Here is a 26967-nt window from a genome sequence, read left to right as displayed (position 1 = left end):
AGTGAACACAACTGCTGGAGGAACAGCTATGGCGCAGGTCGAGGCCACCACGGAGCGGATCATCGCGGCTGACGCGGAAACCGTGTTCGACGCGCTGGCGGACTACAGCGGCACCCGGGGCAAGCTGCTCCCCGAGCACTTCAGCGAGTACGAGGTGCGCGAGGGCGGCGACGGCGAGGGCACCCTGGTCCACTGGAAGCTCCAGGCCACCAGCAAGCGCGTGCGCGACTGCCTGCTGGAGGTCACCGAGCCCACCGACGGACAGCTCGTGGAGAAGGACCGCAACTCCTCCATGGTCACCACCTGGACCGTCACCCCGGCGGGCGAGGGCTCGTCCAGGGCCGTGGTCAGCACCGTGTGGAACGGCGCCGGCGGCATCGGCGGCTTCTTCGAGCGGACCTTCGCGCCCAAGGGCCTGGGCCGCATCTACGACAGCGTGCTGGCGAACCTGGCCGCCGAGGTCGAGAAGGGCTAGTACCCGCCCCCCCCGGACCGGTGGGCACGCCCTGGGCGGCTCACCGGTTCGAGTGGACTTCCCGGACCGGCGCCGACCGGCGCGCCGCACCCTGGGCGCGGGCGGGGGCCGTGGATAGGCTGGGACCCCTGCGTCGCGACCGACCGCCCGGGGGCCCTGATGAAGATCCTCGTCTCCGCCGACATGGAAGGCGCCACCGGCGTCACCTGGCCCGCGGACGTCCTGCCCGGCACCCCCCAGTGGGAGCGCTGCCGGGCGCTGTTCACCTCCGACGTGAACGCGGCCGCCCTCGGCTTCTTCGACGGCGGCGCCGACGAAGTGCTCGTCAACGAAGCCCACTGGACCATGCGCAACCTGCTGCTGGAGCGGCTCGACGAGCGCGTCCAGATGCTCACCGGCCGCCACAAGGCCCTCTCCATGGTCGAGGGGGTCCAGCACGGGGACGTCGACGGGATCGCCTTCGTCGGCTACCACACGGGCGCGGGCGAGGAGGGCGTCCTCGCCCATACCTACCTCGCCAACTCCATCACCGGGGTGTGGGTGAACGGCGTCCGGGCGAGCGAGGGGCGGCTGAACTCCCTCGTGGTCGCCGAGTACGGCGTCCCGGTCGTCCTGGTCACCGGCGACGACCTGACCTGCGTGGACGCGGCCGGCTACGCCCCGCGCGCCCGGAGCGTCGCGGTGAAGGACCACGTCTCGCGCTACGCCGCGGTGTGCCGCACCCCCGCCCGGACCGCCGCCGACATCCGCTCCGCCGCCAAGGCGGCCACCGCCCTCGCCGTGCGCCACGCACCGGTGGCCGGCGGCCCCTTCACCGTCGAGGTCGAGTTCGACGCCGAGCACCTGGCGATGGCCGCGACCGTCGTGCCGGGGGTCGAGCGGGCCGGGGAGCGCAGGATCGCCTACACCAGCGGGGCGATGTACGAGGGGATCCGGACCTTCAAGACGGTCACGACGATCGTCTCCGCAGCGGTGGAGGAGCAGTATGGGTGACATGGAACAGGTTCTGGATTCTCTGGTCCCGATGGACGTGCGGGACGAGGCGGCCGTCGACCGGCTGGCGCTCGACGAGGTCGTCGAGTTCACCTCCGGCCTCATCCGCATCGACACCACCAACCGCGGCGGCGGTGACTGCCGGGAACGCCCGGCCGCCGAGTACGCCGCCGAACGCCTCGCCGCGGCCGGGCTGGAGCCCGTGATCCTGGAGCGCACCGCGGGCCGCTCGAACGTGGTCGCCCGGATCGCGGGCTCCGATCCCGCGGCCGACGCGCTGCTCGTCCACGGCCACCTGGACGTCGTGCCCGCCGAGGCGGCCGACTGGAGCGTGGACCCCTTCTCCGGCGAGGTCCGCGACGGGGTGGTGTGGGGTCGCGGGGCCGTCGACATGAAGAACATGGACGCGATGGTCCTCGCCGTCGTCCGGGCCTGGGCCCGGGCCGGGGTCAAGCCGCGCCGCGACATCGTGATCGCCTTCACCGCCGACGAGGAGGACAGCGCCGTCGACGGCTCCGACTTCCTCGTCCGCCGGCACGCGGACCTCTTCGAGGGCTGTACGGAAGGACTCAGCGAATCGGGTGCCTTCACCGTCCACGCCGCGTCCGGCGGGCCCCTCTACCCGGTCGCGGCCGGCGAACGCGGCACCGCCTGGCTGACGTTGACCGCCCACGGCACCGCGGGACACGGATCCAAGCCGAACCGGGCCAATGCCGTCACCCGGCTCGCCGCCGCCGTCGCCCGGATCGGCGCGCACGAATGGCCCGTGCGGATCACCGACACCGTCGCCGCCTGCCTCACCGAACTCGCCGCGCACCAGGGGATGTCCGTCGACCCGAAGGCCCCCGGATTCGACCTCGACGCCCTGCTGGAACGGCTCGGACCCGTCCGCGCCCTGGTCGAGGGGACCCTGCGCAACAGCGCCAACCCCAGCATGCTCAACGCCGGTTACAAGGTCAACGTCATCCCGGGGCGCGCCACCGCCCACATCGACGGCCGGATGCTGCCCGGCGGCGAGGCGGAGTTCCGCGCGACCCTGGACGCGCTCACCGGTCCCGACGTCGCATGGGAGTTCCACCACCGCGAGGTGGCCCTCGAAGCGCCGGTCCACGGCCGGACCTTCGCCGTCCTGCGGGAGGCCGTCGAACACTTCGACCCCGAAGGCCGGGTGGTCCCCTTCTGCATGGCGGGCGGCACCGACGCCAAACAGTTCTCCCGCCTCGGGATCACCGGCTACGGCTACTCCCCGCTCAAGCTGCCTCCCGGTTTCGACTATTGGTCGCTCTTCCACGGGGTGGACGAGCGGGTCCCCGTCGAGGCCCTGCACTTCGGGGTCAAGGTCCTCGACCGCGCGCTGCGGACCCTGTGATGGCGCCCTCCGTACCCGCGCAGCCCGCCGTGCCGACCGCGCCCTACGGCACCTGGCCCTCACCCGTCACCGCCGCGCTCGCCGCCGCGCACGACGGTCGCCCCGAGTACCTGGGCACGGTCGGCGCCGAGGTGTGGTGGACCGAACCGCGCCCGGACGAGGGCGGCCGCCGCATTCTGGTCCGCAGACCGGCCGACGGCGGCCCCGCCGCCCCCGCGCTGCCCGCGCCGTGGAACGTGCGCAGCGGCTTCACCGAATACGGTGGTCGGCCCTGGACGGGGCGCGAACGCGGCCCGGGCGAGGGCCCGTTGATCGTCTTCACGCACTTCGCCGACCAGCGGATGTACGCGTACGAGCCGGACGCGCCCGGCGCCCGCCCCCGCCCGCTGACCCCCCTCGGCACGGTCGGCGCCGGGCTGCGCTGGGTGGACCCGGTGCTGCGCGAGGGCGCCGTGTGGTGCGTCATGGAGGAGTTCACCGGACCCGCGCCGACCGACGTGCGCCGGGTCCTGGCGGCCGTACCGCTGGACGGATCCGCCGCCGAGGACCGCTCGGCGGTGCGCGAACTCACCGACGACCGCCACCGGTTCAGCACCGGCGTGCGGCTCTCGCCGGACGGGCGGCGGGCCGCGTGGCTGGTCTGGGACCATCCGCGGATGCCCTGGGACGGCACCGAACTGCTGCTGGCCGAGGTCACCGACGAGGGCGGCCTCGCCGGTGTCCGCACCGTGCTCGGCGGCCCCGACGAGGCCGTCGCCCAGGTCGCGTGGGCCGCCGACGGAAGCCTGTTGGCCGTCAGCGACCGGGGCGGTTGGTGGAACCCGTACCGGGTGAGCCCCACCGGCGGCGCCCCCGTCAACCTCTGCCCGCGCGAGGAGGAGTTCGGCGGCCCGCTCTGGAAGCCGGGCCTCGCGTGGCTCGCACCCCTGGCGGAAGGGACCGTCGCCGTCCTGCACGGACAGGGCTCCTCGGTGCTCGGCGTCCTCGACCCGGAGACCGGCGACCTGGTGGACGCGGCCGGCCCCTGGACCGCCTGGCAGCCCACCCTCGCCGCGCACGGCACCCGCGTCTACGGCGTCGCGGCCAGCCCGCGCAGCCCGTACGAGGTGGTCGAGCTGGACACGGCGAGCGGCCACGCCCGGCCCCTGGTGAGCGAAGGCGGCGCCCGTCGGCCCGGCCCGGTGGACCCGGCGTACTACCCGGAGCCGCAGAGCCGGACCTTCCTCGGCCCCGACGACCACGAGATCCACGCGCACGTCTACCCGCCCCACCACCCCACCCTGCGGGCCCCCGCCGACGAACTCCCGCCGTACGTGGTGTGGGCGCACGGCGGCCCCACCGACCACGTGCCGCCCGTGCTCGACCTGCACATCGCCTACTTCACCTCCCGCGGCATCGGAGTGGCCGAGGTCAACTACGGCGGCTCCAGCGGCTACGGGCGGGCCTACCGGGAGCGGCTGCGCGAACAGTGGGGCGTGGTCGACGTGGACGACTGCGCCGCGGTGGCCCGCGCGCTGGCCGCCGAGGGCACCGCCGACCCGCGGCGGCTCGCCATCCGGGGCGGCAGCGCGGGCGGTTGGACCGCGGCGGCCTCGCTCGCCGCGACCGACCTCTACGCCTGCGGCACGGTCATCTACCCGGTCCTCGACCTCACCGGCTTCGCCGCCGAGACCCACGACCTGGAATCGCGCTACGTCGACGGCCTCGCCGGACCGCCCGAGGCCCTGGCCGTCCGCTGCCGGGACCGCTCGCCGTTGGCCCGCGCCGACCGGATCACCGCACCCTTCGTGCTGCTCCAGGGCCTGGACGACGCGGTGTGCCCGCCCGCACAGGCCGAACGCTTCCTCGCCGCCATGCGCGGGCGCTCGGTGCCCCACGCCTACCTCGCCTTCGCGGGCGAGGGACACGGCTTCCGCCGGGCCGAGACCCTGGTCCGCGCGCTGGAGGCCGAACTGTCCCTGTACGCCCAGACCTTCGGCTTCGAGCGCGGGGACGTGCCGCGCCTGGAGCTGCGCGACTGAGCACCGCTTCGGCCGTCCCGTGCCGGGACCGGAAAGACCCACCGTGCCACGGCGCCCGGCACGGCACTAGCCTGGGCGGATGTCCGAAGCCGAGGGTGTTCCCGCCGATCCCGCCGATCCCGATCCCCGCTACCTCGCCGAGGGCCCCCGGGTGGGCCTGCGCCCCCTGCGCCCCGCCGACGGGCCCGAGTTCACCCGGCGCGTGCGCGAGAGCCGGACGCTCCACCGACCGTGGCTGTTCCCACCGGCGACGCCCGAGGAGTACGCGGCCTACGCGGCCCGGTTGACCGGCGCGGACGCCGTCGGCGCGGGATTCCTGGTGTGCGAGCGCGACGGCGGGGCGATCGCCGGCTTCGTCAACGTGAACAACATCGTGCGCGGAGCGTTCCAGTGCGGAGCCCTGGGCTACGGCGCCTTCGCGCACGCCGCCGGCCGGGGCCTGCTGACCGAAGGGCTCGGGCTGCTGCTCCGGCACGCGCTGAGCGCTCCCGGCGCGCCCACCGCGCACGGGCTCGGCCTGCACCGGCTGGAGGCGAACGTCCAGCCCGGCAACACCGCCTCGCTCGCCCTCGTACGCCGCCTCGGCCTGCGCCTGGAAGGCCTCTCGCCCGCCTTCCTGCACGTCGACGGGGAATGGCGCGACCACGAACGCTGGGCCATCACCCGGGAGATGCTCGACCCGACGGTGCCGCATCACGCAGGATGAGGAGATGCGAACGATCGTGCTCCTCGACGCCCCGTCCAACCTCGGTCTACGCCCTCCCGTCCCCGGCGCCGTGCCCGGGGTCCACAAACTCGCCGGGGCGCTGCGCGAACAGGGCCTGCTGGCCCGGCTCGGCGCGCGCGAAGGCGGGGTCGTCGTACCGCCGCGCTACGACCTCGGTGACTGGCGGGAGGGCGACGGCGTCTTCCACGCCCGCTCCCTCGCCGCCTACACCGTCGTCCTCGCCGACCGGATCGAGCGGCACCTGCGGGCCGGGGAGTTCCCGGTCGTCCTCGGCGGGGACTGCTCGATCCAGCTCGGCGCCTCCCTCGCGATGCGCCGACTCGGCCGGTTCGGGCTGGCCGCCATCGACGGCTCCGCCGACTTCCGCCATCCCGGCAACGAGGAGCTGAACGGCCCGGTCGGGGCGGCCGGGGGAGAGGAGCTGGCCCTGGCCACCGGGCGCGGGCAGGCCGACCTCAGCGACATCGAGGGCCGCTCGCCCTACCTGCGGGACGAGGACGTACGGCTCTTCGGGCTCCGGGACGGGGACGCGGACCTCCCCGAACTGGCCGCCGCCGGGATCATGGCCGTCACCGTCGGACAGATCCGGGAGGCCGGGGCCGGGCCGGTGGCGCGGGTGGCGCTGGAGGGGCTGCGGCCGCCGGTCACCGACGGCTTCTGGGTGCACCTGGACGCCGACGCGCTGGACCCCGGGGTGATGCCCGCCGTGGACAGCCCCGAGCCGGGCGGGCTGCTCCCGGACGAACTGGGCGAGCTGCTCGCCGTCCTCGTGAAGTCCCCGCGCTGCGTCGGGCTCAACGTCACCGTCTACGACCCCGACCGCGACCCGGACGCCAGTGCGGGCGCGCTCCTCGCCGACCTGGTGGCCGGGGCCTTTGCGTAATCCTGACCGGGTGTGATCCTCCGTATGGCTGTGCTTCGGTCGCCGTGGCGTGTTCCATTTCCCTCATGGCCACGATCGTCCGACGCTCCGTAGTGACGCTGCCCGCAGCCCCGTTGGGGCCCGAGAACCCGCTGCCCACCCTGGGCGGGCCCGCCGAGGTCCACGCGCTCGACGAGCGCGCCCAGGGCGGTCTGCCCCGCGAGATGGTGCGGCAGATCGGCTACGAACCGCTCAGATCGCTGCTGCCGGTCCGGATGCTCGACGGCTACCGGCGCGAGCGCGCGCAGGGCGAGTTCGAGTCCGTCGTGCTGGAGAACGCCCACCTGCGGGTCACCGTGCTGCCCTCCCTCGGCGGCCGCGTCCACTCGATCGTCCACCTGGCGACCGGACGCGAACTGCTCTACCGCAACCCGGTGTTCCAGCCCGCGGCCTTCGCACTCAACGGGGCCTGGTTCTCCGGCGGCATCGAGTGGAACATCGGCGCCACCGGACACACCACCTTGTCCTGCGCCCCGCTGCACGCGGCGCTCGTCCCCGCGCCCGACGGCACCCCCATGGTCCGGATGTGGGAGTGGGAGCGGCTGCGCGACCTGCCCTTCCAGGTGGACCTGTGGCTGCCCGAGGACTCGGAGTTCCTCTTCGTCGGCGTCCGGGTGCGCAACCCGCACGAGCGGCCCGCCCCCGTGTACTGGTGGTCCAACATCGCCGTACCGGAGGACCCCGGCACCCGGGTGCTCGCTCCGGCCGACGAGGCCTGGCACTTCGGCTACGAGCGCGCGCTGCGCCGGATCCCCGTACCGCGGTGGGAGGGCGCGGACCGCACCTACCCGCTGCGCGGCGAGTACCCCGCCGACTACTTCTACGAGGTGGCCGAGGGGGAGCGGCCCTGGATCGCGTCGCTCGACGAAGGGGGGTACGGGCTGGCGCAGACCTCCACCGCGCGGCTGCGCGGGCGCAAGCTCTTCGTGTGGGGCGCGGGGCGGGGCGGCCGGCGCTGGCAGGAGTGGCTGACCGAGCCCGGGACGTCGGGGTACGCGGAGATCCAGGCCGGGCTCGCGCGGACCCAGCTGGAGCACGTACGGCTGGAGGGCGGCGCCGAGTTCAGCTGGTTGGAGGCGTACGGGCCACTGGCCGCGGCGGCCGGGGCGGTGCACGGCGACGACTGGGCGGCGGCCCGGGGCGAGGCCGGGCGGGCGCTGGAGGCGGCGCTGCCCCGGGAGCGGGTGGACGCGGCGTACGCGCGGTGGCTGCCGTACGCCGACCACGAACCGGGGGAGCGCCTGGCCGCCGGGTCGGGCTGGGGCGCGCTGGAGGTGCTGTGCGGCGGCCACGAACTGCCCGGCACCCCCTTCGTCGAAGCGGACCTGGGGGAGGCCCAGGAACCCTGGTCGCAGCTGTGGCGCACGGGGGTGTTCCCGAGTCCGCGCCGGGTGGCACCGCCCGGGCCGAGCCTGGTCGCCGCGCACTGGCGGGACATGCTGGAGACCGCCCCGGCGGACCCGCTGACCGAATACCACCTCGGCGTCGCGCAGTGGCACGCGGGCGACGTGGCCCAGGCGGTGCGCAGTTGGGAACGCGGCCTGGCACTGGCCCCCTCGCGCTGGCCGCTGCTGCGCTGCATGGCGGTCGCGGACCGGCTCGCGGGCGACAAGGAGCGGGCGGCCCAGCGGTACGCGGAGGCCTTCGACGACCTGGTGGAGGAGAGCCGGGGCGGTGCGGCCTGGACGGCCGCCGAGGCCGCCCTGGGCCGGGAGGCGATGACCGCGCTGCTGGCGGCGGGCCGCCCGGCCCGGGCCCGCGCGGTCTGGGAGCGGCTGCGCCCCGCCCTGCGCGAACAGGGCCGCTTCCTGCTGCTGGCCGCCCGGATGCTGGCGGCGGAGGGCCATGTGGGCGCGGCGCTGCGGGTCTTCGAGGAGGGCTTCGAGGTCGCGGACCTGCGCGAGGGGGACGAGGAGCTGGGCGAGGTGTGGACGGCCCTGACCGACCGCCCGCTGCCCCGCCGCTACGACTTCCGCATGCGCCCGTCGCGGACCTGACGGGCGGGGCCGGGCCGCGGCCGGCGGGGTCGGCCGCGGGCCCCGTCAGGCGCGGCACAGGACCTCGCCGTTCAGGACCGAGAACCACGCGTCCGGCTCCCGGCCCCAGGCGCGCCACGCCGCGGCGATCCCGGCCAGGCCGGCGGCCGTGGCGTGGCCGCCCTCCGTGGCGACGCGGGCGTAGGAGGACGCGGTCGTGCGGTCGGCCCACAGTCCGCTCCACCACGCCACCTCCTGCGGCGTCGCGTAGCACCACGAGGTGGCCGTCGCCGTGATGTCGGTGAATCCGGCCGCCTTGGCCCAGGACAGCAGGCGCCGCCCGGCGTCCGGCTCGCCGCCGTTGCCGCGGGCCACCCGCTGGTACAGGGCCTGCCAGTCGTCCAGGCCCGCGACCTCGGGGAACCACGTCATCGCCGCGTAGTCGGCGTCGCGCACGGCGACGATCCCGCCGGGGCGGCACACGCGCCGCATCTCGCGCAGGGCCCGGACCGGATCGCCCACGTGCTGCAGCACCTGGTGGGCGTGGACCACGTCGAAGGAGTCGTCGGGGAAGTCCAGCGCGTGCACGTCGGCCGTGGCGAACTCGATGCCGTCCAGCCCGCGTTCGCGCGCGTACTCCCGGGCCTGGGCGACCACGTCCTCGGCGGCGTCCACGGCGGTGACCCGGCCCGGCGCGACCAGCTCCGCCAGGTCGGCGGTGATCGTGCCCGGCCCGCAGCCGACGTCCAGGACGCTCATGCCCGGGCGCAGTGATCCGGTCAGGTAGGCGGCCGAGTTCGCGGCGGTGCGCCAGCGGTGCGAGCGCAGCACCGATTCGTGGTGTCCGTGGGTGTAGACGGCGCTCTCGCGGGCGGCCTCGGGCGCGCTCTCCATGGCGGTGACTCCTCGTCGTCGAAGCGCTCTCGCAGGGGTGGCGAAGGCGTGTCACCACCGTAGGGGATCATGTCGGAGTATGAGATATGCGTATTGCCATGTGGACACGGTCCCTGTGGGAAAAGGGGATTGGGCGGTCCGGTAGCCGGGGAAACGAGGTGCGAGGACAGTGGGCCACAGGAGGCGGAGCGCCTTGTGAGAGGACGGTGGGACCCGTGGGAGGACATCGGCCGGACGCGCTGCTGGACCAGCACGCGAAGGCGCTGGAGCTCTTCGGCGCGTACGTGCGCAGGATCGACGACGGCCAATGGGGCGCGCCGACCCCCTGCACCGACTGGACCGTGCGGGAGCTGGTCAACCACGTCACCGGCGAACAGCTGTGGATCCCGCCGCTGGTGACCGAGGGGCGGACCGTCGAGGAGGTCGGCGAGTCCCTCTCCGGTGACGTGCTCGGCGCGGACCCGGGCGCCGCCTGGGAGCTGGCCGCGGCCGCCGCCCACGCCGCCTTCACCGCCCCCGGCGCGCTGGAGCGGACCGTGCTGCTCTCCTACGGGCCGACGCGCGCGGCGGCGTACTGCGCGGAGCTGACCGCCGACTGCGTCGTGCACGCCTGGGACCTCGCGCGGGGCATCGGGGCCGACGACCGGCTCCCGGACGGCCTCGTCGAGTTCTCCATCAAGGAGGTCATGCCGTACGCCGACGGGCTGGCGGCCAGTGGAGCGTACGCCGCCCCTCTGGAGGTGCCGGCGGGCGCGGACGCCCAGACGCGGCTGCTGGCGCTGGTCGGGCGCGCGGGCTGAACCGGTCCGGGCCGCGCCGACCGCGCGGGCGCGCGAGGCGCGCGGTGGGCGGGACATCCAGATGAGCGGCAGATCGGGTCAAATAACCGTATAAAGGTCGGGTCGGCCGTGGCGGCCGACCGCCGGAGGTCGGACGGAAGCGGTGATGCGGGCGGTGGCGGGGATGCGGCGCACGGCGGCAGAAGGACGTGGTCCGGTCCGGTACGGTCCCCCGGCCCCGGAACCGGGCCTGCCCGTGCTCCCGGAACTCACCGCCGTCCTCGCGGCCGCCGCGGGCCGCTCGGCCCCCGAGCCCCCGGGAGGCGGCGCGGCCGTGCGCGAGGCCGCCTGCCGCCACTGGGCGCGCCGCGGCCTGCCGGTCGAGCCGGACGCCGTGGCCGCCGGACCGGGCGGCCCCGCGCTGCTGCTCGCGCTGCTCGGCGCGTACGGCGGGGACGTGCTGCTGCCCCGCCCCTGTCCCGCCTGGTGGACCCCGCAGATCCGACTTCTGGGACGGCGCGCCTACCACGTGCCCACCCCGGCGGAATGCGGCGGCGTGCCCGACCCCTACGCCCTGCTGGAGACCGTACGGCGGGTGCGCGCCGAGGGCGGCGACCCCCGGGTGCTGCTGCTGTCGGTGGCCGACGACCCCACCGCGACCGTGCCGCCGCCGGAGGTCCTGCGCGAGGCGTGCGAGGCGGCCGAGTCCGCCGGGCTGTTCGTGATCAGCGACGAGACCTGGCGCGACACCCTGCACCGACCCCACGAGGACGCGGTCCTCAGCCCCGCCGAGATGCTGCCCGACCAGGCCGCCGTGCTGCTCGACCTCTCCGGCGCACTGCTGCCCGGGGGATGGCCCGCGGCCGTCGTGCGCTTCCCCGGCACCGCGCGCGGCACCTGGCTGCGCGCCCGTACGCTCGACGTGCTCACCGCCACCGGAGCGCTCGTGGCGGGTCCCGTCGCCGTGGCCGCCGCGCACGCCCTGGACGAACCGGCCGCCGTCGTCGCCCGCACCCGCTCCGCCGCCGCCCTGCACGCGGCGGTGGCCGCGGCCGCGCACCGCGAGCTGCTCGCCGTCGGGGCCCTGGCCCGGCCCCCGCGCGCGGGGCGCCACCTCTACGCCGACCTGACCCCGCTGCGCGCCGGACTCGCCCGGCACGGCGTCGGCGACGCCATGGAGCTGGAGGACCACCTCGGCGCCCGGCTCGGCGCCCCCGCGCCCGGCGGACAGCGCTTCGACGACGAACTGGGCGCGCTGCGCTTCCGCTTGTCGACCGGCCCGCTGCTGGGCGCCACCGCCGAGGAGCGGCTGGCCGCCCTGCTGGCCCCCGACCCCCTCGCGCTCCCGCACGTACGGCGGTCCCTGGACCGGTTCGCCTCGGTGCTCGCCGAGCTGACCTGATCCGACCGGCCCGACCGGCCGCCGCCGCGCCACCGACCCACCCCGCACCCGATGTGCCGGTGAACGGAGAATCCTTGATGAGGGATCAGACGGAACACCGCGCGGGCGCCTCCGCGCCCCCGCGCCCCGGCGGGCCGGGTCCGTCGCGGGGGGCCCGGCCGTCGGGGGAGGCGCGGGCGCCCGGCGGCGTGCGGGCCCTGGGGGAGGTGCGGCGGTGGCCGCGGTCCTTCGCCGACCGGCTGACCACTCCGCTGCCCGGGCTGCGCGCCTTCGCGCGGCTCGCGCGCGAGGGCGCGCTGCGCCCCCGGCCCGAGGGCCTGCGGGGGATCCCCGACCTGCCCTACGAGCCCGGGCCGCTGCCCGCCGCCGCCCCCGGCACCGTCGCCGTCACCTGGGCCGGGCACGCCAGCTGGGTGCTGCGCCTGGGCGGGCTGACCGTGCTCACCGACCCGGTCTGGTCCCGCCGGATCCTCGGCACGCCCGCCCGGCTGACCCCCGTCGGGGTGCGCTGGGAGGACCTGCCGCCCGTCGACGCCGTCGTGATCAGCCACAACCACTACGACCACCTCGACGCGGCCACGCTCAAACGGCTGCCCCGGCACACCGCCCTGTTCGTCCCGGCCGGACTGGCCCGCTGGTGCCGCCGCCGCGGATTCACCCGGGTCACCGAGCTGGACTGGTGGGAGTCCGTCGAGCTGGGCGGCGTGCGCTTCGACTTCGTCCCGGCCCACCACTGGTCCAAGCGCTCCCTGCTGGACACCTGCCGGACCCTGTGGGGCGGCTGGGTCCTCACCGATCTCGCCGCGGGCAAGAAGGTCTACTTCGCGGGCGACACCGGCTACGGGCACTGGTTCGGCGAGATCGGCCGCCGCCATCCCGGGATCGACCTGGCCCTGCTGCCGATCGGCGCCTACGCCCCGCGCTGGTGGCTGCGCGACGTGCACGCGGACCCGGAGGAGGCCGTACGGGCCTGCCTCGACCTCGGGGCCCGGCGGATGGCCCCGATGCACTGGGCCACCTTCGTGCTGTCCGCCGAACCGGTCCTGGAGCCGCTGCTGCGCGCCCGCACCGCCTGGAGCCGGGCGGCCCTGCCCCGGGAGGACCTCTGGGACCTGCCCATCGGCTCCTCCCGCTCCTTCTAGGTCCCTCCGGGGGCGCCTCGAACGCCGGCGGGGCTGAAGGTGCCGGACGGTCAGGTCGTGGTGTTGCGGGCCCGGCGCCACAGGGGTGGGGCGGCGCTGATCAGCAGGGTGAGGCCGACCGCCAGGGCCACGCCCTTCCACGGTTCGGAGAAGAGCGACCCGCCCACGATCCCGATCAGGCCGTAGGTCGCCGCCCACGCCAGGCACGCGGGCGCGTCCCCGCGCGCGAACCGGGCCAGCGGCAACCGGGCCAGCAGACACGCCAGCATCACCGGGATCCGCCCGGCCGGAACCAGCCGCGACACCACCAGCACCAGCACCCCGTGCTCGTCCAGCTTCCGCGTCGCCTGCTCCAGCCGCTCCGGGGTGGCCCGCCCGCGCAGGGCCTCCAACCACCGCGAACCGCTGCGCGAGCGGACCCCGCGCTGCCCGAGCCAGTACAGCGCGACGTCCCCGAGGAACGCGCCCAGCGCCGCCACGCCGCACACCAGCACCACCCCGAAGGGCAGCGACCGCTGGTGGAAGGCCACCACGGCCGCCGAACTCACCAGCGCCCCGGTCGGGATCACCGGCACCAGCGCCCCGAGCGCCACCAGCACGAAGAGCGCCGGATAGCCCACCACCTGCTGGGTGCTCTCCGCCGGAACCTGCTGCACCTGGTGCACCGCCTCGTGCAGGATCACGGCAGCCGCACCCGCTCCCCGTGCTCCGGCACCCGCACGGCCACCCCCGGTGCCCGCAGCCCCGCCGCCCGCGCGAACTCCTCGCCCGGAGCGTGGAACTCGTGCGGGCGCACCGCGTCCATGCCGATCGGCCAGTACGTCCCGTAGTGCACCGGCACCGCCGCCGCGGGCGCCAGCAGGGCCAGCGCCCGCGCCGCCCGCCCCGGGTCCAGGTGGCCCGGCCCGAGGTACGGGCCCCAGCCGCCGACCGGGAGCAGCGCCACGTCCACCGGTCCGACCTCCTCGGCGATCGTGTCGAAGAGCCCGGTGTCCCCGGCGAAGTACGTCGTCGCCGCGCCCGTCACCACGTACCCGAGCGCCGGCGCGAGCTGCGGACCGAAGGGCAGCCGCCGTCCGTCGTGCCGCGCGGCGACCGCCCGGACCCGGACCCGCCCCACGGCGGTCTCCTCGCCCGGCGCCACCTCGGTGACCCGCAACCGGCGCGCCCCCGCGACCCGTGCCAGTCCCGGCACGGCCCGCCGGGCCCCGCGCGGCACCACCAGCCGGGTCCCCGGCGCCAGCCGGGCCAGGGAGGGCAGGTGCAGGTGGTCGGCGTGCAGGTGCGACACGAGCACCGCGTCCGCGACGGCCGCCTCCGCCGGCGGCACCGCGCCGCGCCGGCGCCGCAGGTGGGCGAGCCGCCGGGCGAACAGCGGATCGGTCAGCAGCCGCACCCCGGAATCCTCGATCGTGCAGGTGGCATGCCCCCACCACGTGATCTCCACCGGCACCCCGGACCCTCCCTGCCTCGGCCCCGCTCCGGAGGGCTCCTACCCCGGACGTCCCCCGCGAGCCTAGGCGGTCACCGGCCGAACCGCCCGCACTCCCGCGCCCGCAGTGGCCGAAGGCCCCCTCCTCGTGGCGGCCGGATCGGAGTAGGGTCGGTCGGCATGGATGAGCTGCGCGTCGCCGCAATCGCCAGCCTGACCCCGCTCGAGGAACTGGACGCCGACCCGTTCGTCGTGGACACCCGCACCCAGCACGCCATGTGCGCCCGCTGGGCCGCCGACCACGGCTACGTCGTGACCCGGAAACTGTTGGTCTACGGGCTGCGCGCCGATCACTGCGGGCTGTGGTCCGACGTCGACTCCGGGCAGGTCGACCTGTTCGTCGTCCCCAACCACCGGGTCCTGCGCCGGGCGCTGCGCTCGGTCGAGGAGTTCACCGCCGAGTGCGAGCGGCGCGGCGTCCGGCTGGAGACCGCCGGGCACGAGGAGCCCGCGTACACCTCGGGGATGAAGGCCGAGGTGCACCGCAGGATGTCGATGCCGACCGCGGGCTACGACGGCACCTGACGCCGGGCGCCCGACGTCGCGCCCGGGCCGCCGTCCGTACGTCCGTACGCCTCCCGCGTCACCCGACCCGGTCACCTTCGCTGTGCGACGCTGGGGCGGGGCCCGCGAGCTCGGCGCGGGCCGGGACACGAGGTGGGTACGGCGTGCTGCGAGGCCGATGGCGGACCGCGGGCAGCGCCCTGGCGCGGGTGATCCTCGTCTGGGCGGTGTCCACCCTGACCATGCTGGTGTTGGCCGCGGTCCTGCCGGACTTCCACCTCCAACCGGACCCCGGGGGCGCGGGCGGCGACAGCATCACCCGGATCGGGCTCACCGCCGCCTGGGGCGCCGGAGCCTTCGGCCTGCTCAGCGCGCTGGTCTGGCCCGTCGTGGTCCGGGCCCTGCTCCTGGTGCCGGCGCTGGTGCTCGGCCTGCTGGTGTTCTTCCTCAACGGCTCGCTGCTGCTGCTCGCCCTCTACCTGATCCCGAACGGCCGCGGCGAGGCCGCCCCCGAGACCGCGGTCGTCGTGGCCGCCGTGATGTCCGCGGTCGCCTCCGCCACCTCCACCGCGCTGGCCGTCCGTGACGACGGGGCCTACCGCCGACGGCTCTACCGGCTGGCCGACCGCAAGCGCCGCCGCCAGGAGCGCCGGGGCGCGCCCGGAGCCGCCGAATCCGCGCCCGGAACGGTCTTCCTCCAGCTCGACGGCGTCGGGTACGAGGTGCTGCGGCGCGCGGCGGGCGCCGCGGTGATGCCGACGGTGGCCGGGTGGTTGGACCGCAGCCACCGGGTCACGTCCTGGCGCACCGACTGGTCGAGCCAGACCGGCGCCAGCCAGCTCGGCATCCTGCACGGCTCCACCTTCGACGTGCCCGCCTTCCGCTGGTACGAGAAGGACACCGGGGAGGTCGTGGTCTGCAACCGGCCCAGCAGCGCCGCCGCGCTGGAGCGCCGGGCGAGCGCCCGCACCGGTGGGCGCGGGCTCCTCGCCCGCGACGGCGCCAGCCGGGGGAACCTCTTCAGCGGCGGCGCGGACCAGCTCGCGCTGGTCCTGTCGGTGTCGGCCCGGCGCGGGCCCGGCAACCGCTCCCGGGCCGGGTACTTCGCCTACTTCTCCGACCCGGCCAACGCGGTGCGCACCTTCCTGTCCTTCGCCGCCGAGGTGGCGCGGGAGATCGGCCAGTCGGTGCGGGCGCGGCTGCGCGGGGCGGGCCCCCGGGTGTCGCGCGGCGGCCTGTACCCGGTGATCCGGGCCTTCGCGACGGTGGTGGAGCGGGACGTGGTGGTGGCCGCGGTGATCGGCGACATGCTCGCGGGGCGCGCCGCGGTCTACGCCGACCTGGTCGCCTACGACGAGGTGGCCCACCACTCGGGCCCGCACGGCCACGACACCGACCAGGTGCTCGCCCGGCTCGACCGCAGCCTCGCACTGATCGCCCGGGTCGCCGAGCACGCGCCCCGCGACTACCGGGTCGTGCTCCTCTCCGACCACGGCCAGAGCCCGGGCGAGACCTTCCTCGGGGCGTACGGGCTCACGCTCAAGGACCTGGTCCGGGCCGGTTGCGGGCTCCCGGTGCGCCGCCGGGCGGGCCGCACCCACAGCGGGGCCGAGGCCCGGGCGGCGGTGCTGACCGCCCTGCACCGCCCGGTGGAGGAGGGCGAGCAGGCCCGTCCGGCGCGCGGTCCGGAACCGGTGGTGCTGGCCTCGGGCAACCTGGGCCTGGTCTCCTTCCCGGACGTGCCCGGGCGGGCGACCCGGGAGCGGATCGAGCGCGACCATCCGGCGCTGCTGAGCACCCTGGCCGAGCACCCGGGGGTGGGCTTCCTGCTGGTGGACGGCCAGGTGCTGGGGCCGGGCGGGGCGGTGGCGCGGCTCTCGGTGCCGGGGGAGGCGGAGGAGCTGCTGGCCGCCTTCGGTCCGGGCGCGGCCGAGGCCGTGCGGCGCACGGACTCCTTCCCGCACGTCGCCGACATCATGGTGAATTCGGCGTACGACCCGGCGACCGGCGCCGTGCACGCCTTCGAGGAGCAGATCGGTTCGCACGGCGGGCTGGGCGGGGAGCAGGGGCACCCGTTCCTGATGTGGCCCACGGTGCTGAGCGAGCCGGAGGAGGACCTCGTCGGGGCGGAGTCGGTGCACGCGCTGCTGCGCCGCTGGCTGCGGGAGGCCGAGGACGGCCCGCAGGTCCCGGTGGCGGACCGGGCCCCGGTGGCGGAGCGGCACCCGGCGGAAGATCACCGGTCCGAGGGCGTCCGTAGCGGAACACTTCCTTCCGTACAGGTGGCCGCGCAGGACGAAAAGCACTGATTTGGTGCGGCCTTTGCCGTGCCGGAGCATGTGTCGACCTGCCCCCTGTCCACCATATGAAACGACCGAGGCGTACCACCCGTGAGCACCACCACCCCTGCCGTCAGCACCTCCGACCAGCCCGGATCCGGCGCGAGCCCGCACGCGCGCCGCTTCGGCCTCCCCGTCGCCACCTGCCTGGTGATGGGGAACATCGTCGGCGGAGGGATCTTCCTCCTCCCCGCCTCGGTCGCCCCCTTCGGCACGATCAGCCTGGTCGCCTTCGGGGTGCTCAGCCTCGGCGCGATCGCCCTCGCGCTGGTCTTCGGCCGCCTGGCCCGGCGGCTCCCGCAGACCGGGGGCCCGTACGTCTACGCCCGCGCCGCCTTCGGCGACTTCGCCGGGTTCCTCGCGGCGTGGAGCTACTGGATCACCACCTGGGTCTCCAACGCGGCGCTGGCCGTGGCCGCGGTCGGCTACCTCGCGGTGCTCTTCCCGGCGGTCGGCTCGCACAAGTGGTCGATGTGTCTGGGTGCCCTCGCCGTGCAGTGGCTGCCCGCCCTCGCCAATCTGGCGGGCACCCGCTACGTCGGAGCGGTCCAGCTCGTGGCCACCGTGCTGAAGTTCGCTCCGCTCCTCCTGGTGGCGGTGGGCGGACTCTTCTTCTTCGACCCCGCCAACCTCGGGCCCTTCCGGGGCACCGACCAGAGCGCGATCGGCGCGGTCTCGGCCTCCGCCGCGATCCTGCTCTTCTCCTACCTCGGCGTGGAATCGGCCGCGGTCAGCGCGGGCGAGGTCCGCGACCCGGCCCGCAACGTCGGGCGCGCGACCATCCTGGGCACGCTCGGCGCCGCCACCGTCTACCTGCTGGGGACGGTGGCCGTCTTCGGCCTGGTGGCCCACGACACCCTCGTCTCCTCCGCCGCGCCCTTCACCGACGCCGTGAACGCCATGTTCGGCGGCACCTGGGGCGGCACGCTCGTCGCCTGCGCCGCCGTGGTCTCGATGGTCGGCGCGCTCAACGGCTGGACCCTGCTCAGCGCGCAGACCCCGTACGCGGCGGCGAAGGACGGCCTCTTCCCGAAGGCCTTCGAACGCAAGAGCCGCGGGGTGCCGGTGGTCGGCGTGGTCGTCACCGTCGTGCTGGCCTCGGCGCTGACCGTCTACAACTACACCTCGGGCACCCAGGGGGTCTTCGAGGTCCTGGTCCTGGTCACCACCTTCACGGCGACCGTGCCCTACCTGCTGTCCACCGCCGCGCAGATCTACTTCCTGGTGTCGGGCCAGGGGGAGCGGGTGGCCCCCGGACGGCTCGTGCGGGACGGGGTCCTGGCCGCCGTGGCCTTCGGCTTCTCGATGTGGCTGGTCGCGGGCTCCGGGTACGAGGCCGTCTACCAGGGCGTGCTCTTCCTCTTCGCGGGCGTGCTCGTCTACGCCGTCATGTCGGCCCGCAAGCAGCGCGCCGCCGCGTAGGGGAGCGCGCGGGCGGGCCCGCGTGCCCCGGGTACGCGGAAGCCCGCGCCGTACCGCCGGCCCGTGTCGCGAGGTGCGACGCGGGCGGCCGGTACGGCGCGGGCTTCCGTCCGGACTTCTAGTCCAGGTAGTCGCGCAGCACCTGCGAGCGCGACGGGTGGCGCAGCTTCGACATGGTCTTGGACTCGATCTGGCGGATGCGCTCACGGGTGACCCCGTACACGCGACCGATCTCGTCCAGCGTCTTCGGCTGGCCGTCGTTGAGGCCGTAGCGCATGGAGACCACGCCCGCCTCGCGCTCCGAGAGCGTGCCCAGGATGGACTGGAGCTGCTCCTGGAGGAAGGTGAAGGAGACCGCGTCGGCCGGGACGACCGCCTCGGAGTCCTCGATGAGGTCACCGAACTCGCTGTCGCCCTCCTCACCCAGCGGGGTGTGGAGCGAGATCGGCTCGCGGCCGTACTTCTGGACCTCGATGACCTTCTCGGGGGTCATGTCGAGTTCCTTGCCCAGCTCCTCCGGGGTGGGCTCGCGGCCCAGGTCCTGGAGCATCTGGCGCTGCACGCGGGCGAGCTTGTTGATGATCTCGACCATGTGCACCGGGATGCGGATGGTGCGCGACTGGTCGGCCATGGCGCGGGTGATCGCCTGGCGGATCCACCACGTGGCGTACGTGGAGAACTTGAAGCCCTTGGTGTAGTCGAACTTCTCCACCGCGCGGATCAGACCGACGTTGCCCTCCTGGATCAGGTCCAGGAAGAGCATGCCGCGGCCGGTGTAGCGCTTGGCCAGCGAGACCACGAGGCGGAGGTTGGCCTCCAGCAGGTGGTTCTTGGCCCGGCGCCCGTCCTCGACGAGGATCTCCAGCTCGCGCTTGAAGGCGGGCTTGTGGTCCTCCTCCTCTTCGAGCTTGTACTCGGAGAAGAGGCCGGCCTCGATCCGCTTGGCGAGCTCGACCTCCTGCTCGGCGTTGAGCAGCGGCACCTTGCCGATCAGCTTGAGGTAGTCCTTGACCGGGTCGGCGGTGGCACCGGCCACCATGACCGTCTGGGCCGGGGCGTCGTCCTCGTCGTCGTCGGACAGCACGAAGCCCTGGGTGCCGGTCTTGGCGGGGGTGGTCTCCTCCGCCTCGTCGGCGAGGTCCTCCTCGGTCCACTCCTCGCCCTCGGCCGCGGGGGTCTCGCCCTCGTCGCCGTCCTTGGCGCTCTTCTTCGTGGCGGCGGTCTTCTTGGTGGCCGTCGCCTTCTTCGCGGCGGTCTTCTTGACCGTCCGCTTCTTCGGCTCGGCGGCCTCGGCCGCCGCCTCCTCCTCGGTCACGGAGGCCGACGGAGCGGATATCGCCGCCGCGGTGGCGGTGGCCGCGGTCTTGCGCGCGCCGATGGGGCGCGGCGCGGCGGCCTTCTTGGTCACGGTGCGGGCCGGCGCTGCCGCCGCCTTGCGGGCCTTCTTGGCGGGGGCCTTCGCGGCCGGGGCGGCGCTGACGTGCAGCGCGACGCCCTCCTCGTCCAGGACCTGGTTCAGGCTGCGCAGGACCCGCTTCCACTGGTCCACCGGGATGCGGCCGGCCTCGAAGGCCTGGCGCACGTCGTCACCGTTGATGTGACCCTGCTCGCGGCCACGCTCTACGAGCGCGACCAGGGCCTCGGATTCGGCGATCTCCGGAGGGAACGTACGGGACGGGCTGAGCGACACAAGGAGCCTCTCGTTGCGGCAGATATAAGGGCGGGACGGGACATCATCGCGCGAACTCGTGGAACGAGCCCGAGGGGGGTCGTTATTCCGGCGCCGCGCGAGGACACCTGTCGGTTCATCGCATGCCCGAGTCGATTCGTTACGCCATGAATTGAGTGACCTGCGCCACGCTGTGTCCGTGCAACCTTTCGGCCGCGAATCCGTCGGCCCCCTTCATCGTCCCGGTTTGCGGGCCTCGATGAGGAATCGGGCGGTGTTCGCCACGAACGGGCCCTCGCGCTCGATCCGTTCGTGGAGCTCACGGAGCCGGTCCCGGTACTGGTGGACCGTGAAGCCGGGCACCATCCAGATGACCTTCCGCAGGAAGTAGATCACGGCTCCGATGTCGTGGAACTCGGTGCGCAGCCTTTCCGACCGCAGGTCGACCACCTCCAGCCCCGCGGCGGCCGCGGCGGCCACCGCGTCGTCGGGGTGCCGGCCGCGCCGGACCTCCTCCGGCTGCGGCCCGAGGAAGTACTCGACGAGCTCGAAGACGCTCGCCGGTCCGACCTGCTGGGAGAAGTAGCGGCCGCCGGGCCGCAGCACGCGGGCGATCTCGTCCCACCAGACGGTCACCGGATGCCTGCTGCTCACCAGGTCGAAGGCCGCGTCGCCGAAGGGCAGCGGCGGCTCGTCCGCATCCGCGACCACGACCGCGCCCCGCGGGTGCAGCAGCCGGGTCGCCTTGTCGACGTTGGGCGGCCACGACTCGGTGGCCACCATCAGCGGCGGCAGGGGGCCCGCTCCCGCGAGCACCTCGCCCCCGCCGGTCTGGATGTCCAGGGCCGCCCGTACGCCCGCCAGGCGCTCGCCCAGCAGCCTCTGGTAGCCCCAGGAGGGGCGCTGCTCGGTCGCCCGGCCGTCCAGCCAGGAGAATTCCCAGCCGTCCACGGACACGGACTCGGCCTCGGCGACGAGACGATCGAAATGAGGTGTCATGCCGCGATCGTCCCAGCTGCACGCCTTGTGATCCACTTGATTCTCCGCCTCGTGGCCCACCTCGGGCTTCGACTACAGTGGTCGGTGGGCCGTGACTGGCGCTTGGGTGGATCACCACCGGGGAGCGGCCCGACGCAGTGCGGCACCGAGGTGTCCCGCTCCGTCGACTGCCGCGCGCCTGGGCGATCCGCGATCCCGCAGCGACGTTCAGGAGACCCCGTGACGACTGCCCAGACCGTTCCGGCGCAGCACCGCACCGCCGAGCTGATGGACGGCACCGCCCTCGCCCGCCGCATCTCGGAGCGCACCGGCGCCCTCGCCGCCGAGCTGACCCGACGCACCGGCACCGCCCCCTGCCTCGCGACCGTCCTGGTCGGCGAGGACCCCGCGTCCGTGACGTACGTACGCATGAAGCAGAACCGTTGCGCCAAGGCGGGCATCACCTCCCGCCACGTCGAGCTCCCGGCCTCCACCACGACCGAGGAACTGATCACCACCCTCACCGCGCTCTCGGTGGACCCCGAGGTCAGCGGCATCCTGCTGCAGCACCCGGTGCCGCACCACATCGACGAGCGCGCCGCCTTCGAGGCCATCGCCCCGGGCAAGGACGTCGACGGCGTCACCATGCACTCCTTCGCCGCCATGGGCTTCGGGCTGCCGGGCTTCGTGTCCTGCACCCCGGGCGGGATCATGCGGCTGCTCGCCGAGTACGAGGTCGAGCTGACCGGCAAGCACGCCGTGGTCGTCGGCCGCAGCGCGATCCTGGGCAAGCCCGCCGGGATGCTGCTGCTCGGGCAGAACGCCACGGTCACCTACTGCCACTCCCGCACCGAGGACCTCCCCTCGATCATCCGCCAGGCGGACGTGCTGGTCGCCGCCGTCGGCAAGGCCGAGTTCATCCGCGGCGAGGACATCAAGCCCGGCGCCGTGGTCCTGGACGCCGGCTACGACGGCAACCGCGGCGACGTGCACTTCGAGTCGGCCGCCGCGCGCGCCTCGCTGATCACCCCGGTCCCCGGCGGCGTCGGCCCGATGACCATCGCCGTCCTGCTGGAGCAGACCGTGCAGGCCGCCGCGGCGCAGGCCGGGCTGAACCTGGCCGACCTCGGCTGACCCGCCGGGACCTCCTGCCCCCTGCGGGGCCTTCCGCACGACGAACGCCCCGGGCCCAACGGTCCGGGGCGTTCCGCGTGCCCCCGCACTGGCCGAAAGGACGATCCGGGCACCCCGCCGGGGCGCTGCAATGAATATGTGAACGGATCGATGGATATGCAGAAGCAGGGCTCCGCGGCGGAGCCGGACCGGGCGGGTGCGCCGGTGACCGGCGCGGGCCGCGCCCGCCACCCCCGCGGGCTGGCCACCCTCGTGCTCGCCGAGCTGTGGGAGCGCTTCAGCCTCTACGGCATGGTCGCCATCCTGGTCCACTTCCTCGCCGCCTCGCGCGGCCACGGCGGCATGGGCCTCCACGAGGGCACCGCCGAGGCGGTCGAGGGCGTCTACATGGCGATGATCTCGCTGCTGGCGCTCCCGGGCGGCTGGATCGCCGACCGCTTCCTCGGCGCCCGCCGCGCCGTCCTGTGGGGCGGCGTCGTCATCATGGCCGGGCACGTCCTGATGGCCGTCCCCGACCCGGCCTTCGTCTGGCCGGGCCTGGTCCTGATCGTCATCGGCACCGGCCTGCTCAAGCCCAACATCTCCGCCCTCGTCGGCCGGCTCTACGCCGCCGACGACGACCAGCGGCGCGACGCGGGCTACTCGATCTTCTACATGGGCATCAACCTCGGCGCGGTCATCGCCCCGCTCGTCGTCGGCTACCTCGGCGAGGAGGTCAACTGGCACCTGGGCTTCGGCGCCGCCGCCGTCGGCATGGCCCTCGGCCTGCTCCAGTACGTCCTCGGCGGCCGCCGCCTGAGCGCGCAGCTGCGCGCCGAGCCGGTGGTGCGGCTGACCCCCGCCGAGCGCCGCCGGGTGCGCCGCACCGGCACCTACGGCGTCGTCTCCACCGCCGTCCTGATCGCCCTGCTGGCCGCCGGGCACGCGCTGAGCATCGACAACATCACCTTCGTGCTCACCCTCGTCGCCGTCGTGGTCCCGGCGGGCGTGCTCCTCTCGATGTACCGCAGCCCCAAGATCACCCCGGTCGAGCGGACCCGGCTGCGGGCCTACGTCTGGCTCTTCCTGGCCGCCACCCTCTTCTGGCTCGTCTACGACCAGATGGGCAACGAGCTGAACCTGTTCGCCGCCCAGAAGACCGACCTGAGCCTGCTGGGCTGGCACGTGCCGGCGAGCTGGACCCAGTCCCTGCCCAGCCTGTTCGTGATCGTCCTGGCCCCCGTGTTCGCCGCGTTCTGGGTGCGCCGCGGCCGCCACATGAGCACGCCGCTCAAGTTCGGCCTGGCCCTGCTGCTGACCGGCGCCTCCTTCGTGGTCATGTCGGGCGCCGCCGCCATCGCCTCCACCGGGGTGAAGGTCTCCCTGATGTGGCTGGTCGGGGTCTACGTGATCCAGGTCATGGGCGAGATGTGCCTGAGCCCGGTCGGCCTCTCGGTCACCACCAAGCTGGCGCCCCGCGCCTTCACCAACCAGATGATGGGCGTGTGGTTCCTCGCCGCCGCCACCGGCGACGCGATCGGCGCCCAGCTGCCCCGCCTCGACGCGGTGATCGGCCAGAGCCTGAACTTCCTCTGGCAGGGCGCCGCGGTGATCGCCGCGGGCGCGGTCATGGTCTTCTTCGCGGGCCGCCTCAAGGTCCTGACGGGCGAGGCCGCCGCCGCCCGGGAAGCGGTCGTCGCCGCGGCCTGAACGGGCATGACCCGCGGGGTAATCGACCCGGCGGGCGGCGGACGCGAGAGTGGGGGCACACCGGATCCCGGAGCGCCGCACGGCGGCCGGGAGCCGGCTCGCGGGATCCCGACCCGCCGCACCGCCCGAACCCCGACCCCACGGAGGCCGATCCGTCATGTCCGCGACCCCGCTCACCACCCGCGCGCCGCTGACCCCGCTGCGCCGGTACCTGGCCCTGGACGCCGTCGTCACCGGCTCCAACGGGCTCGCCTACGCCCTCCTCGCCGGACCCCTCGCCCGGCTGCTCGGGGTGGAGCGCACCCCGCTGCTGGTGCTCGGCGTGCTGCTGGCCGGCTACGGCGCGGCCGTCGGCCTGCTCGCCGCCCGCGCCCGTCCGGCCCCGGCCCTGGTCATGGCGGTGATCGAGATCAACTGCGCCTGGGTGGTGCTGAGTCTGCTCTCGCTCGCCCTGTGGTGGGAGCCGACGGTCGCCGGGACGGTGTGGATCCCGGCGCAGGCCGCGGTCGTCGCCGCCTTCGCCTTCCTCCAGTGGACGGCGAGGGACTCAAGGGCCCAGTGAGCGCAGGTACTTCGCCGTCGCCGGATCGGCCGGCAGCAGGGTCTCGATGGCCAGCTCGGCGACGGTCACGTCCATCGGCGTGTTGAAAGTGGCGATGGTCGAGACGAAGGACAGCAGTTGCCCCTCGTGCACGATCCGCAGCGGGAGCGCGAGGGGCGCCGGTGCCGGATCGGCGGGCTCGGAGGGATCGGTGGGACCCGCCTGGCCCGATGGGTCAGGGTGACCCGCCCGATCGGGGTGGTCCGTCGGGCGCGGCCCGGGCGACGCGACGGGGTACGCCGACACCTCCTCGTACAGCGCCCGCAGCGGCTCCGAACGGGCCAGCGCCACCTGCCGCTCCATCTGGGCCAGCAGGTGTCCCCGCCACTCGGCGAGGTTCTGGATCCGGGACGCCAGCCCCTGCGGGTGCAGGGTGATCCGCATCGCGTTCAGCGGCGGCGCGAGCAGGTGCTCCGGCAGCCCGTCCAGCAGGACGGCGATGCCCCGGTTGGCCGCGACGACCGTGTACGTACCGTCCACCACCAGCGCCGGATAGGGCTCGTAGGCCGCCAGCAACCGCTCCAGCCCCTCCCGCAGGGCCGCCATCTGCGGCGCGTCCAGCGGCGTGTGCGGGTAGCGCGGCGCGTAACCGGCGGCGAGCAGCAGGGCGTTGCGCTCGCGCACCGGCACGTCGAGCCGCTCGGCCAGCCGGACCACCATCTCCTCGCTCGGCCGGGACCTGCCGGTCTCGACGAAACTGATGTGCCGGGCGGAGGAATCGGCGCGGCCCGCCAGCTCCAGCTGGCTGATGCCCCGCCGCTCCCGCCAGGAGCGGAGCAGGGGTCCCACGGACGTTGTCATACGAGCGACGTTAACCCGGGCGCGCCACCGCGCGAACGGTTCGCTCCGGCGTGCGCTGTGCGAACCTTGACTCCACGTCACGGGACAAAGGAGCCGGCGCATGTCGAGTCAGCCGCTGTCGCAGAAGGAGATCGAGGACCGGTTGCGGGAACTCCCCGGCTGGGCCTTCGAGGACGACCGGATCGTCCGCACCTACCGGCTCGGCACGCACGTCGCGGCCAGCGCCCTGGTCGCCCACATCGCCGCGGTCCAGGACGAGTTGAACCACCACTCCGAGCTGAGCCTGGGCTACGACACGGTCCGCCTGGCGGTGAACACCCACAGCGCCGGCGACGCGGTGACCGAGACCGACTTCGAACTCGCCCAGCGCGTACAGGCCCTCGCCCCCGCCCACGGCGCGAGCTGATGCCCGTCCGGCAGGCCCCGCAGCTACCGGAACCCCTGCTCGACTACGACGTGGAGGCCCGGGACTACGACGCCACCCGCGGCGGGGTCCCGCGCGCCGAGGCCGCCGCCGGAGCCCTGCTCGGCCTGCTGCCGCCCGGCACCCGCACCCTGCTCGACCTCGGCTGCGGCACGGGCATCGTCACCGCCCGGCTCGCCCGGCCGGGGCTGCGGGTCATCGGGGCGGACAGCTCGTACGGGATGGCCGCGCGGGCCGCCGAGCGCGGGGTCCCCGTGGTCCTCGCCTCCGGCACCCGGCTGCCCGTGCGCACGGCCGCGCTGGACGCGGTCGGCGCCGTGTGGCTGCTGCACCTGCTGCGCGCACCGGGCGTGGTCGAGGCGCTGGTCGCCGAAGCGGCCCGGGTGCTGCGCCCCGGCGGGGTGTTCCTGACGACCGTGGACAAGGACGCCGCGCACGACGTGGGCAGCGACATCGACGCCGTGCTCGCCCCGCACCTCACCCCGGCTCCCGCCGACGCGGGCGCGGACGTGACGGCGTACGCCGCCGCGGTCGGCCTGCGCCCGTACGCGGAGGCCGCCTTCACCGGCCACGGCCAGGGCCGCTCCCCGCGCCAGGCCGCGGCCACCCTGCTCGCCGGCCGCTTCGCCTCGCGGGTCGGCCCGCGCGGGGTCACGGCGGCGCAGCTCGCGCAAGAGCTGGAGGCGCTGCCCGATCCGGACCGGCCGCGCGCGGACCCCGCCTACCGGATCCTGGCCTTCGCCCGCGACTGAGGGCCGCGGGGCGGGACGGGGCCGGTGGCGCCGTCCCGCCCCGCGGGCGTCATGCGGGTTCCAACCGCCACCACTGCGCCGGCGAGTCGGTGTCCTCGGCCTGGCGGGCCCGGCCGTCCTCGGCCGCCTCCAGCGGCAGCCCGCTGATGCAGGCGACCAGCGAGACGACGCCCGGCGCGTCCAGGTGCTCCTCGACCAGCCACTCCTGCGCGCCGAAGGCGTTCGCCCGCCACAGCTGGACCCGGGCGCCGCTCTCCGTCGAGGCGTTCGCGACGTCGAGCCGCTTGCCGTTCAGCGCGCTCACCACGTGGAAGACCGCGCCGCCGCTGTGCACCGGCGCGACCTCCCACCGCTGGGTGTCCGGCAGGGGCGGCGGCCCCTGGGGCCCGACGCGCACCCGCCACGTGCCCTCGACCTCCAGCAGCAGACCGCTGGCGACGTTCCGGATGAGGTACACGCGGC

25 protein-coding genes and 1 riboswitch are annotated in these 26967 nt (G+C 74.8%); of the genes, 18 read left to right on the top strand and 7 right to left on the bottom strand.

Going from position 1 to position 26967, the window contains the following annotated elements; genetic code table 11:
* Positions 1–28 precede the first annotated feature (28 nt).
* The 7 genes from ACFWAR_RS02050 (at position 29) to ACFWAR_RS02020 (ending at position 8504) form a co-directional block, all read left to right on the top strand.
* Positions 29–475, top strand: coding sequence for an SRPBCC family protein (locus ACFWAR_RS02050; protein WP_385772324.1), 447 nt, complete (start codon positions 29–31; stop codon positions 473–475).
* 159 nt (positions 476–634) lie between these two features.
* Entirely contained in the window at positions 635–1468 is an 834-nt protein-coding gene (locus ACFWAR_RS02045; protein WP_385772323.1) for a M55 family metallopeptidase, read from the top strand.
* A 1-nt stretch (position 1469) separates the two neighbouring features.
* Positions 1470–2837 (top strand): M20/M25/M40 family metallo-hydrolase, encoded by a 1368-nt coding sequence (locus ACFWAR_RS02040; RefSeq protein WP_385772322.1) that lies wholly within the window; start codon positions 1470–1472, stop codon positions 2835–2837.
* Complete coding sequence (locus tag ACFWAR_RS02035) at positions 2837–4858, top strand: prolyl oligopeptidase family serine peptidase (RefSeq protein ID WP_385772321.1); 2022 nt, start codon at positions 2837–2839, stop codon at positions 4856–4858. Before ACFWAR_RS02040 ends, ACFWAR_RS02035 begins: the two co-directional genes overlap by 1 nt.
* A gap of 79 nt (positions 4859–4937) precedes the next feature.
* The gene (locus ACFWAR_RS02030; RefSeq protein ID WP_385772320.1) at positions 4938–5564 is read left to right on the top strand and encodes a GNAT family N-acetyltransferase; all 627 of its coding nucleotides are present in this window, start codon (positions 4938–4940) and stop codon (positions 5562–5564) included.
* A gap of 4 nt (positions 5565–5568) precedes the next feature.
* A complete protein-coding gene (locus ACFWAR_RS02025) occupies positions 5569–6468 on the top strand; it encodes an arginase family protein (RefSeq protein WP_385772319.1) in 900 nt (299 codons plus the stop codon).
* A 65-nt stretch (positions 6469–6533) separates the two neighbouring features.
* Positions 6534–8504 (top strand): DUF5107 domain-containing protein, encoded by a 1971-nt coding sequence (locus tag ACFWAR_RS02020; protein WP_385772318.1) that lies wholly within the window; start codon positions 6534–6536, stop codon positions 8502–8504.
* Between the two features lie 45 nt (positions 8505–8549).
* Here the strand turns inward: ACFWAR_RS02020 and ACFWAR_RS02015 are convergent, their stop codons facing one another.
* Entirely contained in the window at positions 8550–9377 is an 828-nt protein-coding gene (locus tag ACFWAR_RS02015) for a class I SAM-dependent methyltransferase (protein ID WP_385772317.1), read from the bottom strand.
* A 215-nt stretch (positions 9378–9592) separates the two neighbouring features.
* Between ACFWAR_RS02015 and ACFWAR_RS02010 the strand changes: the two genes are divergently transcribed.
* The 3 genes from ACFWAR_RS02010 to ACFWAR_RS02000 all read left to right on the top strand — a co-directional run bounded on the left by ACFWAR_RS02010 (position 9593) and on the right by ACFWAR_RS02000 (position 12700).
* A complete protein-coding gene (locus tag ACFWAR_RS02010) occupies positions 9593–10177 on the top strand; it encodes a TIGR03086 family metal-binding protein (RefSeq protein ID WP_385772316.1) in 585 nt (194 codons plus the stop codon).
* 163 nt (positions 10178–10340) lie between these two features.
* Complete coding sequence (locus ACFWAR_RS02005; RefSeq protein ID WP_385772374.1) at positions 10341–11558, top strand: aminotransferase class I/II-fold pyridoxal phosphate-dependent enzyme; 1218 nt, start codon at positions 10341–10343, stop codon at positions 11556–11558.
* 77 nt (positions 11559–11635) lie between these two features.
* Entirely contained in the window at positions 11636–12700 is a 1065-nt protein-coding gene (locus ACFWAR_RS02000; RefSeq protein WP_385772315.1) for an MBL fold metallo-hydrolase, read from the top strand.
* 50 nt (positions 12701–12750) lie between these two features.
* Here the strand turns inward: ACFWAR_RS02000 and ACFWAR_RS01995 are convergent, their stop codons facing one another.
* Both ACFWAR_RS01995 and ACFWAR_RS01990 read right to left on the bottom strand, forming a co-directional pair.
* The gene (locus ACFWAR_RS01995; protein WP_385772373.1) at positions 12751–13377 is read right to left on the bottom strand and encodes a DedA family protein; all 627 of its coding nucleotides are present in this window, start codon (positions 13375–13377) and stop codon (positions 12751–12753) included.
* A gap of 2 nt (positions 13378–13379) precedes the next feature.
* A complete protein-coding gene (locus ACFWAR_RS01990; RefSeq protein WP_385772314.1) occupies positions 13380–14153 on the bottom strand; it encodes an MBL fold metallo-hydrolase in 774 nt (257 codons plus the stop codon).
* 159 nt (positions 14154–14312) lie between these two features.
* Here ACFWAR_RS01990 and ACFWAR_RS01985 point away from each other — a divergent pair, with 159 nt between their 5' ends.
* From ACFWAR_RS01985 to ACFWAR_RS01975, 3 genes are all read left to right on the top strand, one after another.
* The gene (locus tag ACFWAR_RS01985) at positions 14313–14717 is read left to right on the top strand and encodes a hypothetical protein (RefSeq protein ID WP_385772313.1); all 405 of its coding nucleotides are present in this window, start codon (positions 14313–14315) and stop codon (positions 14715–14717) included.
* Positions 14718–14938: 221 nt separating this feature from the next.
* The gene (locus ACFWAR_RS01980) at positions 14939–17005 is read left to right on the top strand and encodes an alkaline phosphatase family protein (protein WP_385772372.1); all 2067 of its coding nucleotides are present in this window, start codon (positions 14939–14941) and stop codon (positions 17003–17005) included.
* Between the two features lie 81 nt (positions 17006–17086).
* Positions 17087–18457 (top strand): amino acid permease, encoded by a 1371-nt coding sequence (locus tag ACFWAR_RS01975; RefSeq protein WP_385772312.1) that lies wholly within the window; start codon positions 17087–17089, stop codon positions 18455–18457.
* A 118-nt stretch (positions 18458–18575) separates the two neighbouring features.
* Here ACFWAR_RS01975 and ACFWAR_RS01970 read toward each other — a convergent pair whose 3' ends face one another.
* Both ACFWAR_RS01970 and ACFWAR_RS01965 read right to left on the bottom strand, forming a co-directional pair.
* Positions 18576–20147, bottom strand: a complete 1572-nt coding sequence (locus tag ACFWAR_RS01970; RefSeq protein WP_385772311.1) for an RNA polymerase sigma factor — start codon at positions 20145–20147, stop codon at positions 18576–18578.
* A 213-nt stretch (positions 20148–20360) separates the two neighbouring features.
* Positions 20361–21125 (bottom strand): class I SAM-dependent methyltransferase, encoded by a 765-nt coding sequence (locus ACFWAR_RS01965; RefSeq protein ID WP_385772310.1) that lies wholly within the window; start codon positions 21123–21125, stop codon positions 20361–20363.
* 81 nt (positions 21126–21206) lie between these two features.
* Positions 21207–21316: riboswitch (ZMP/ZTP riboswitch) on the top strand.
* A 76-nt stretch (positions 21317–21392) separates the two neighbouring features.
* On the opposite strand from ACFWAR_RS01965, the gene ACFWAR_RS01960 reads away from it, so the two are divergent.
* From ACFWAR_RS01960 to ACFWAR_RS01950, 3 genes are all read left to right on the top strand, one after another.
* Complete coding sequence (locus ACFWAR_RS01960; protein ID WP_385772371.1) at positions 21393–22238, top strand: bifunctional 5,10-methylenetetrahydrofolate dehydrogenase/5,10-methenyltetrahydrofolate cyclohydrolase; 846 nt, start codon at positions 21393–21395, stop codon at positions 22236–22238.
* Positions 22239–22394: 156 nt separating this feature from the next.
* Positions 22395–23927, top strand: coding sequence for a peptide MFS transporter (locus tag ACFWAR_RS01955; RefSeq protein WP_385772309.1), 1533 nt, complete (start codon positions 22395–22397; stop codon positions 23925–23927).
* 157 nt (positions 23928–24084) lie between these two features.
* Positions 24085–24489 (top strand): hypothetical protein, encoded by a 405-nt coding sequence (locus tag ACFWAR_RS01950; protein ID WP_385772308.1) that lies wholly within the window; start codon positions 24085–24087, stop codon positions 24487–24489.
* Here the strand turns inward: ACFWAR_RS01950 and ACFWAR_RS01945 are convergent.
* A complete protein-coding gene (locus ACFWAR_RS01945) occupies positions 24475–25329 on the bottom strand; it encodes a helix-turn-helix domain-containing protein (RefSeq protein WP_385772307.1) in 855 nt (284 codons plus the stop codon). The two genes, ACFWAR_RS01950 and ACFWAR_RS01945, sit on opposite strands and share 15 nt — an antisense overlap.
* A 100-nt stretch (positions 25330–25429) precedes the next feature.
* Here ACFWAR_RS01945 and ACFWAR_RS01940 point away from each other — a divergent pair, with 100 nt between their 5' ends.
* Together ACFWAR_RS01940 and ACFWAR_RS01935 are read left to right on the top strand one after the other, a co-directional pair.
* Entirely contained in the window at positions 25430–25735 is a 306-nt protein-coding gene (locus ACFWAR_RS01940; protein ID WP_385772306.1) for a 4a-hydroxytetrahydrobiopterin dehydratase, read from the top strand.
* 35 nt (positions 25736–25770) lie between these two features.
* Complete coding sequence (locus tag ACFWAR_RS01935; protein WP_385772370.1) at positions 25771–26505, top strand: class I SAM-dependent methyltransferase; 735 nt, start codon at positions 25771–25773, stop codon at positions 26503–26505.
* 49 nt (positions 26506–26554) lie between these two features.
* Here the strand turns inward: ACFWAR_RS01935 and ACFWAR_RS01930 are convergent, their stop codons facing one another.
* Entirely contained in the window at positions 26555–26962 is a 408-nt protein-coding gene (locus ACFWAR_RS01930) for an RICIN domain-containing protein (RefSeq protein ID WP_385772305.1), read from the bottom strand.
* Positions 26963–26967: the final 5 nt, after the last annotated feature.

This window comes from Streptomyces sp. NPDC059917 (assembly GCF_042730635.1).
Taxonomy (GTDB): domain Bacteria; phylum Actinomycetota; class Actinomycetes; order Streptomycetales; family Streptomycetaceae; genus Streptomyces.
Note: the sequence above shows the minus strand (reverse complement) of the source record. Positions and strands in the feature narration are given on the sequence as shown.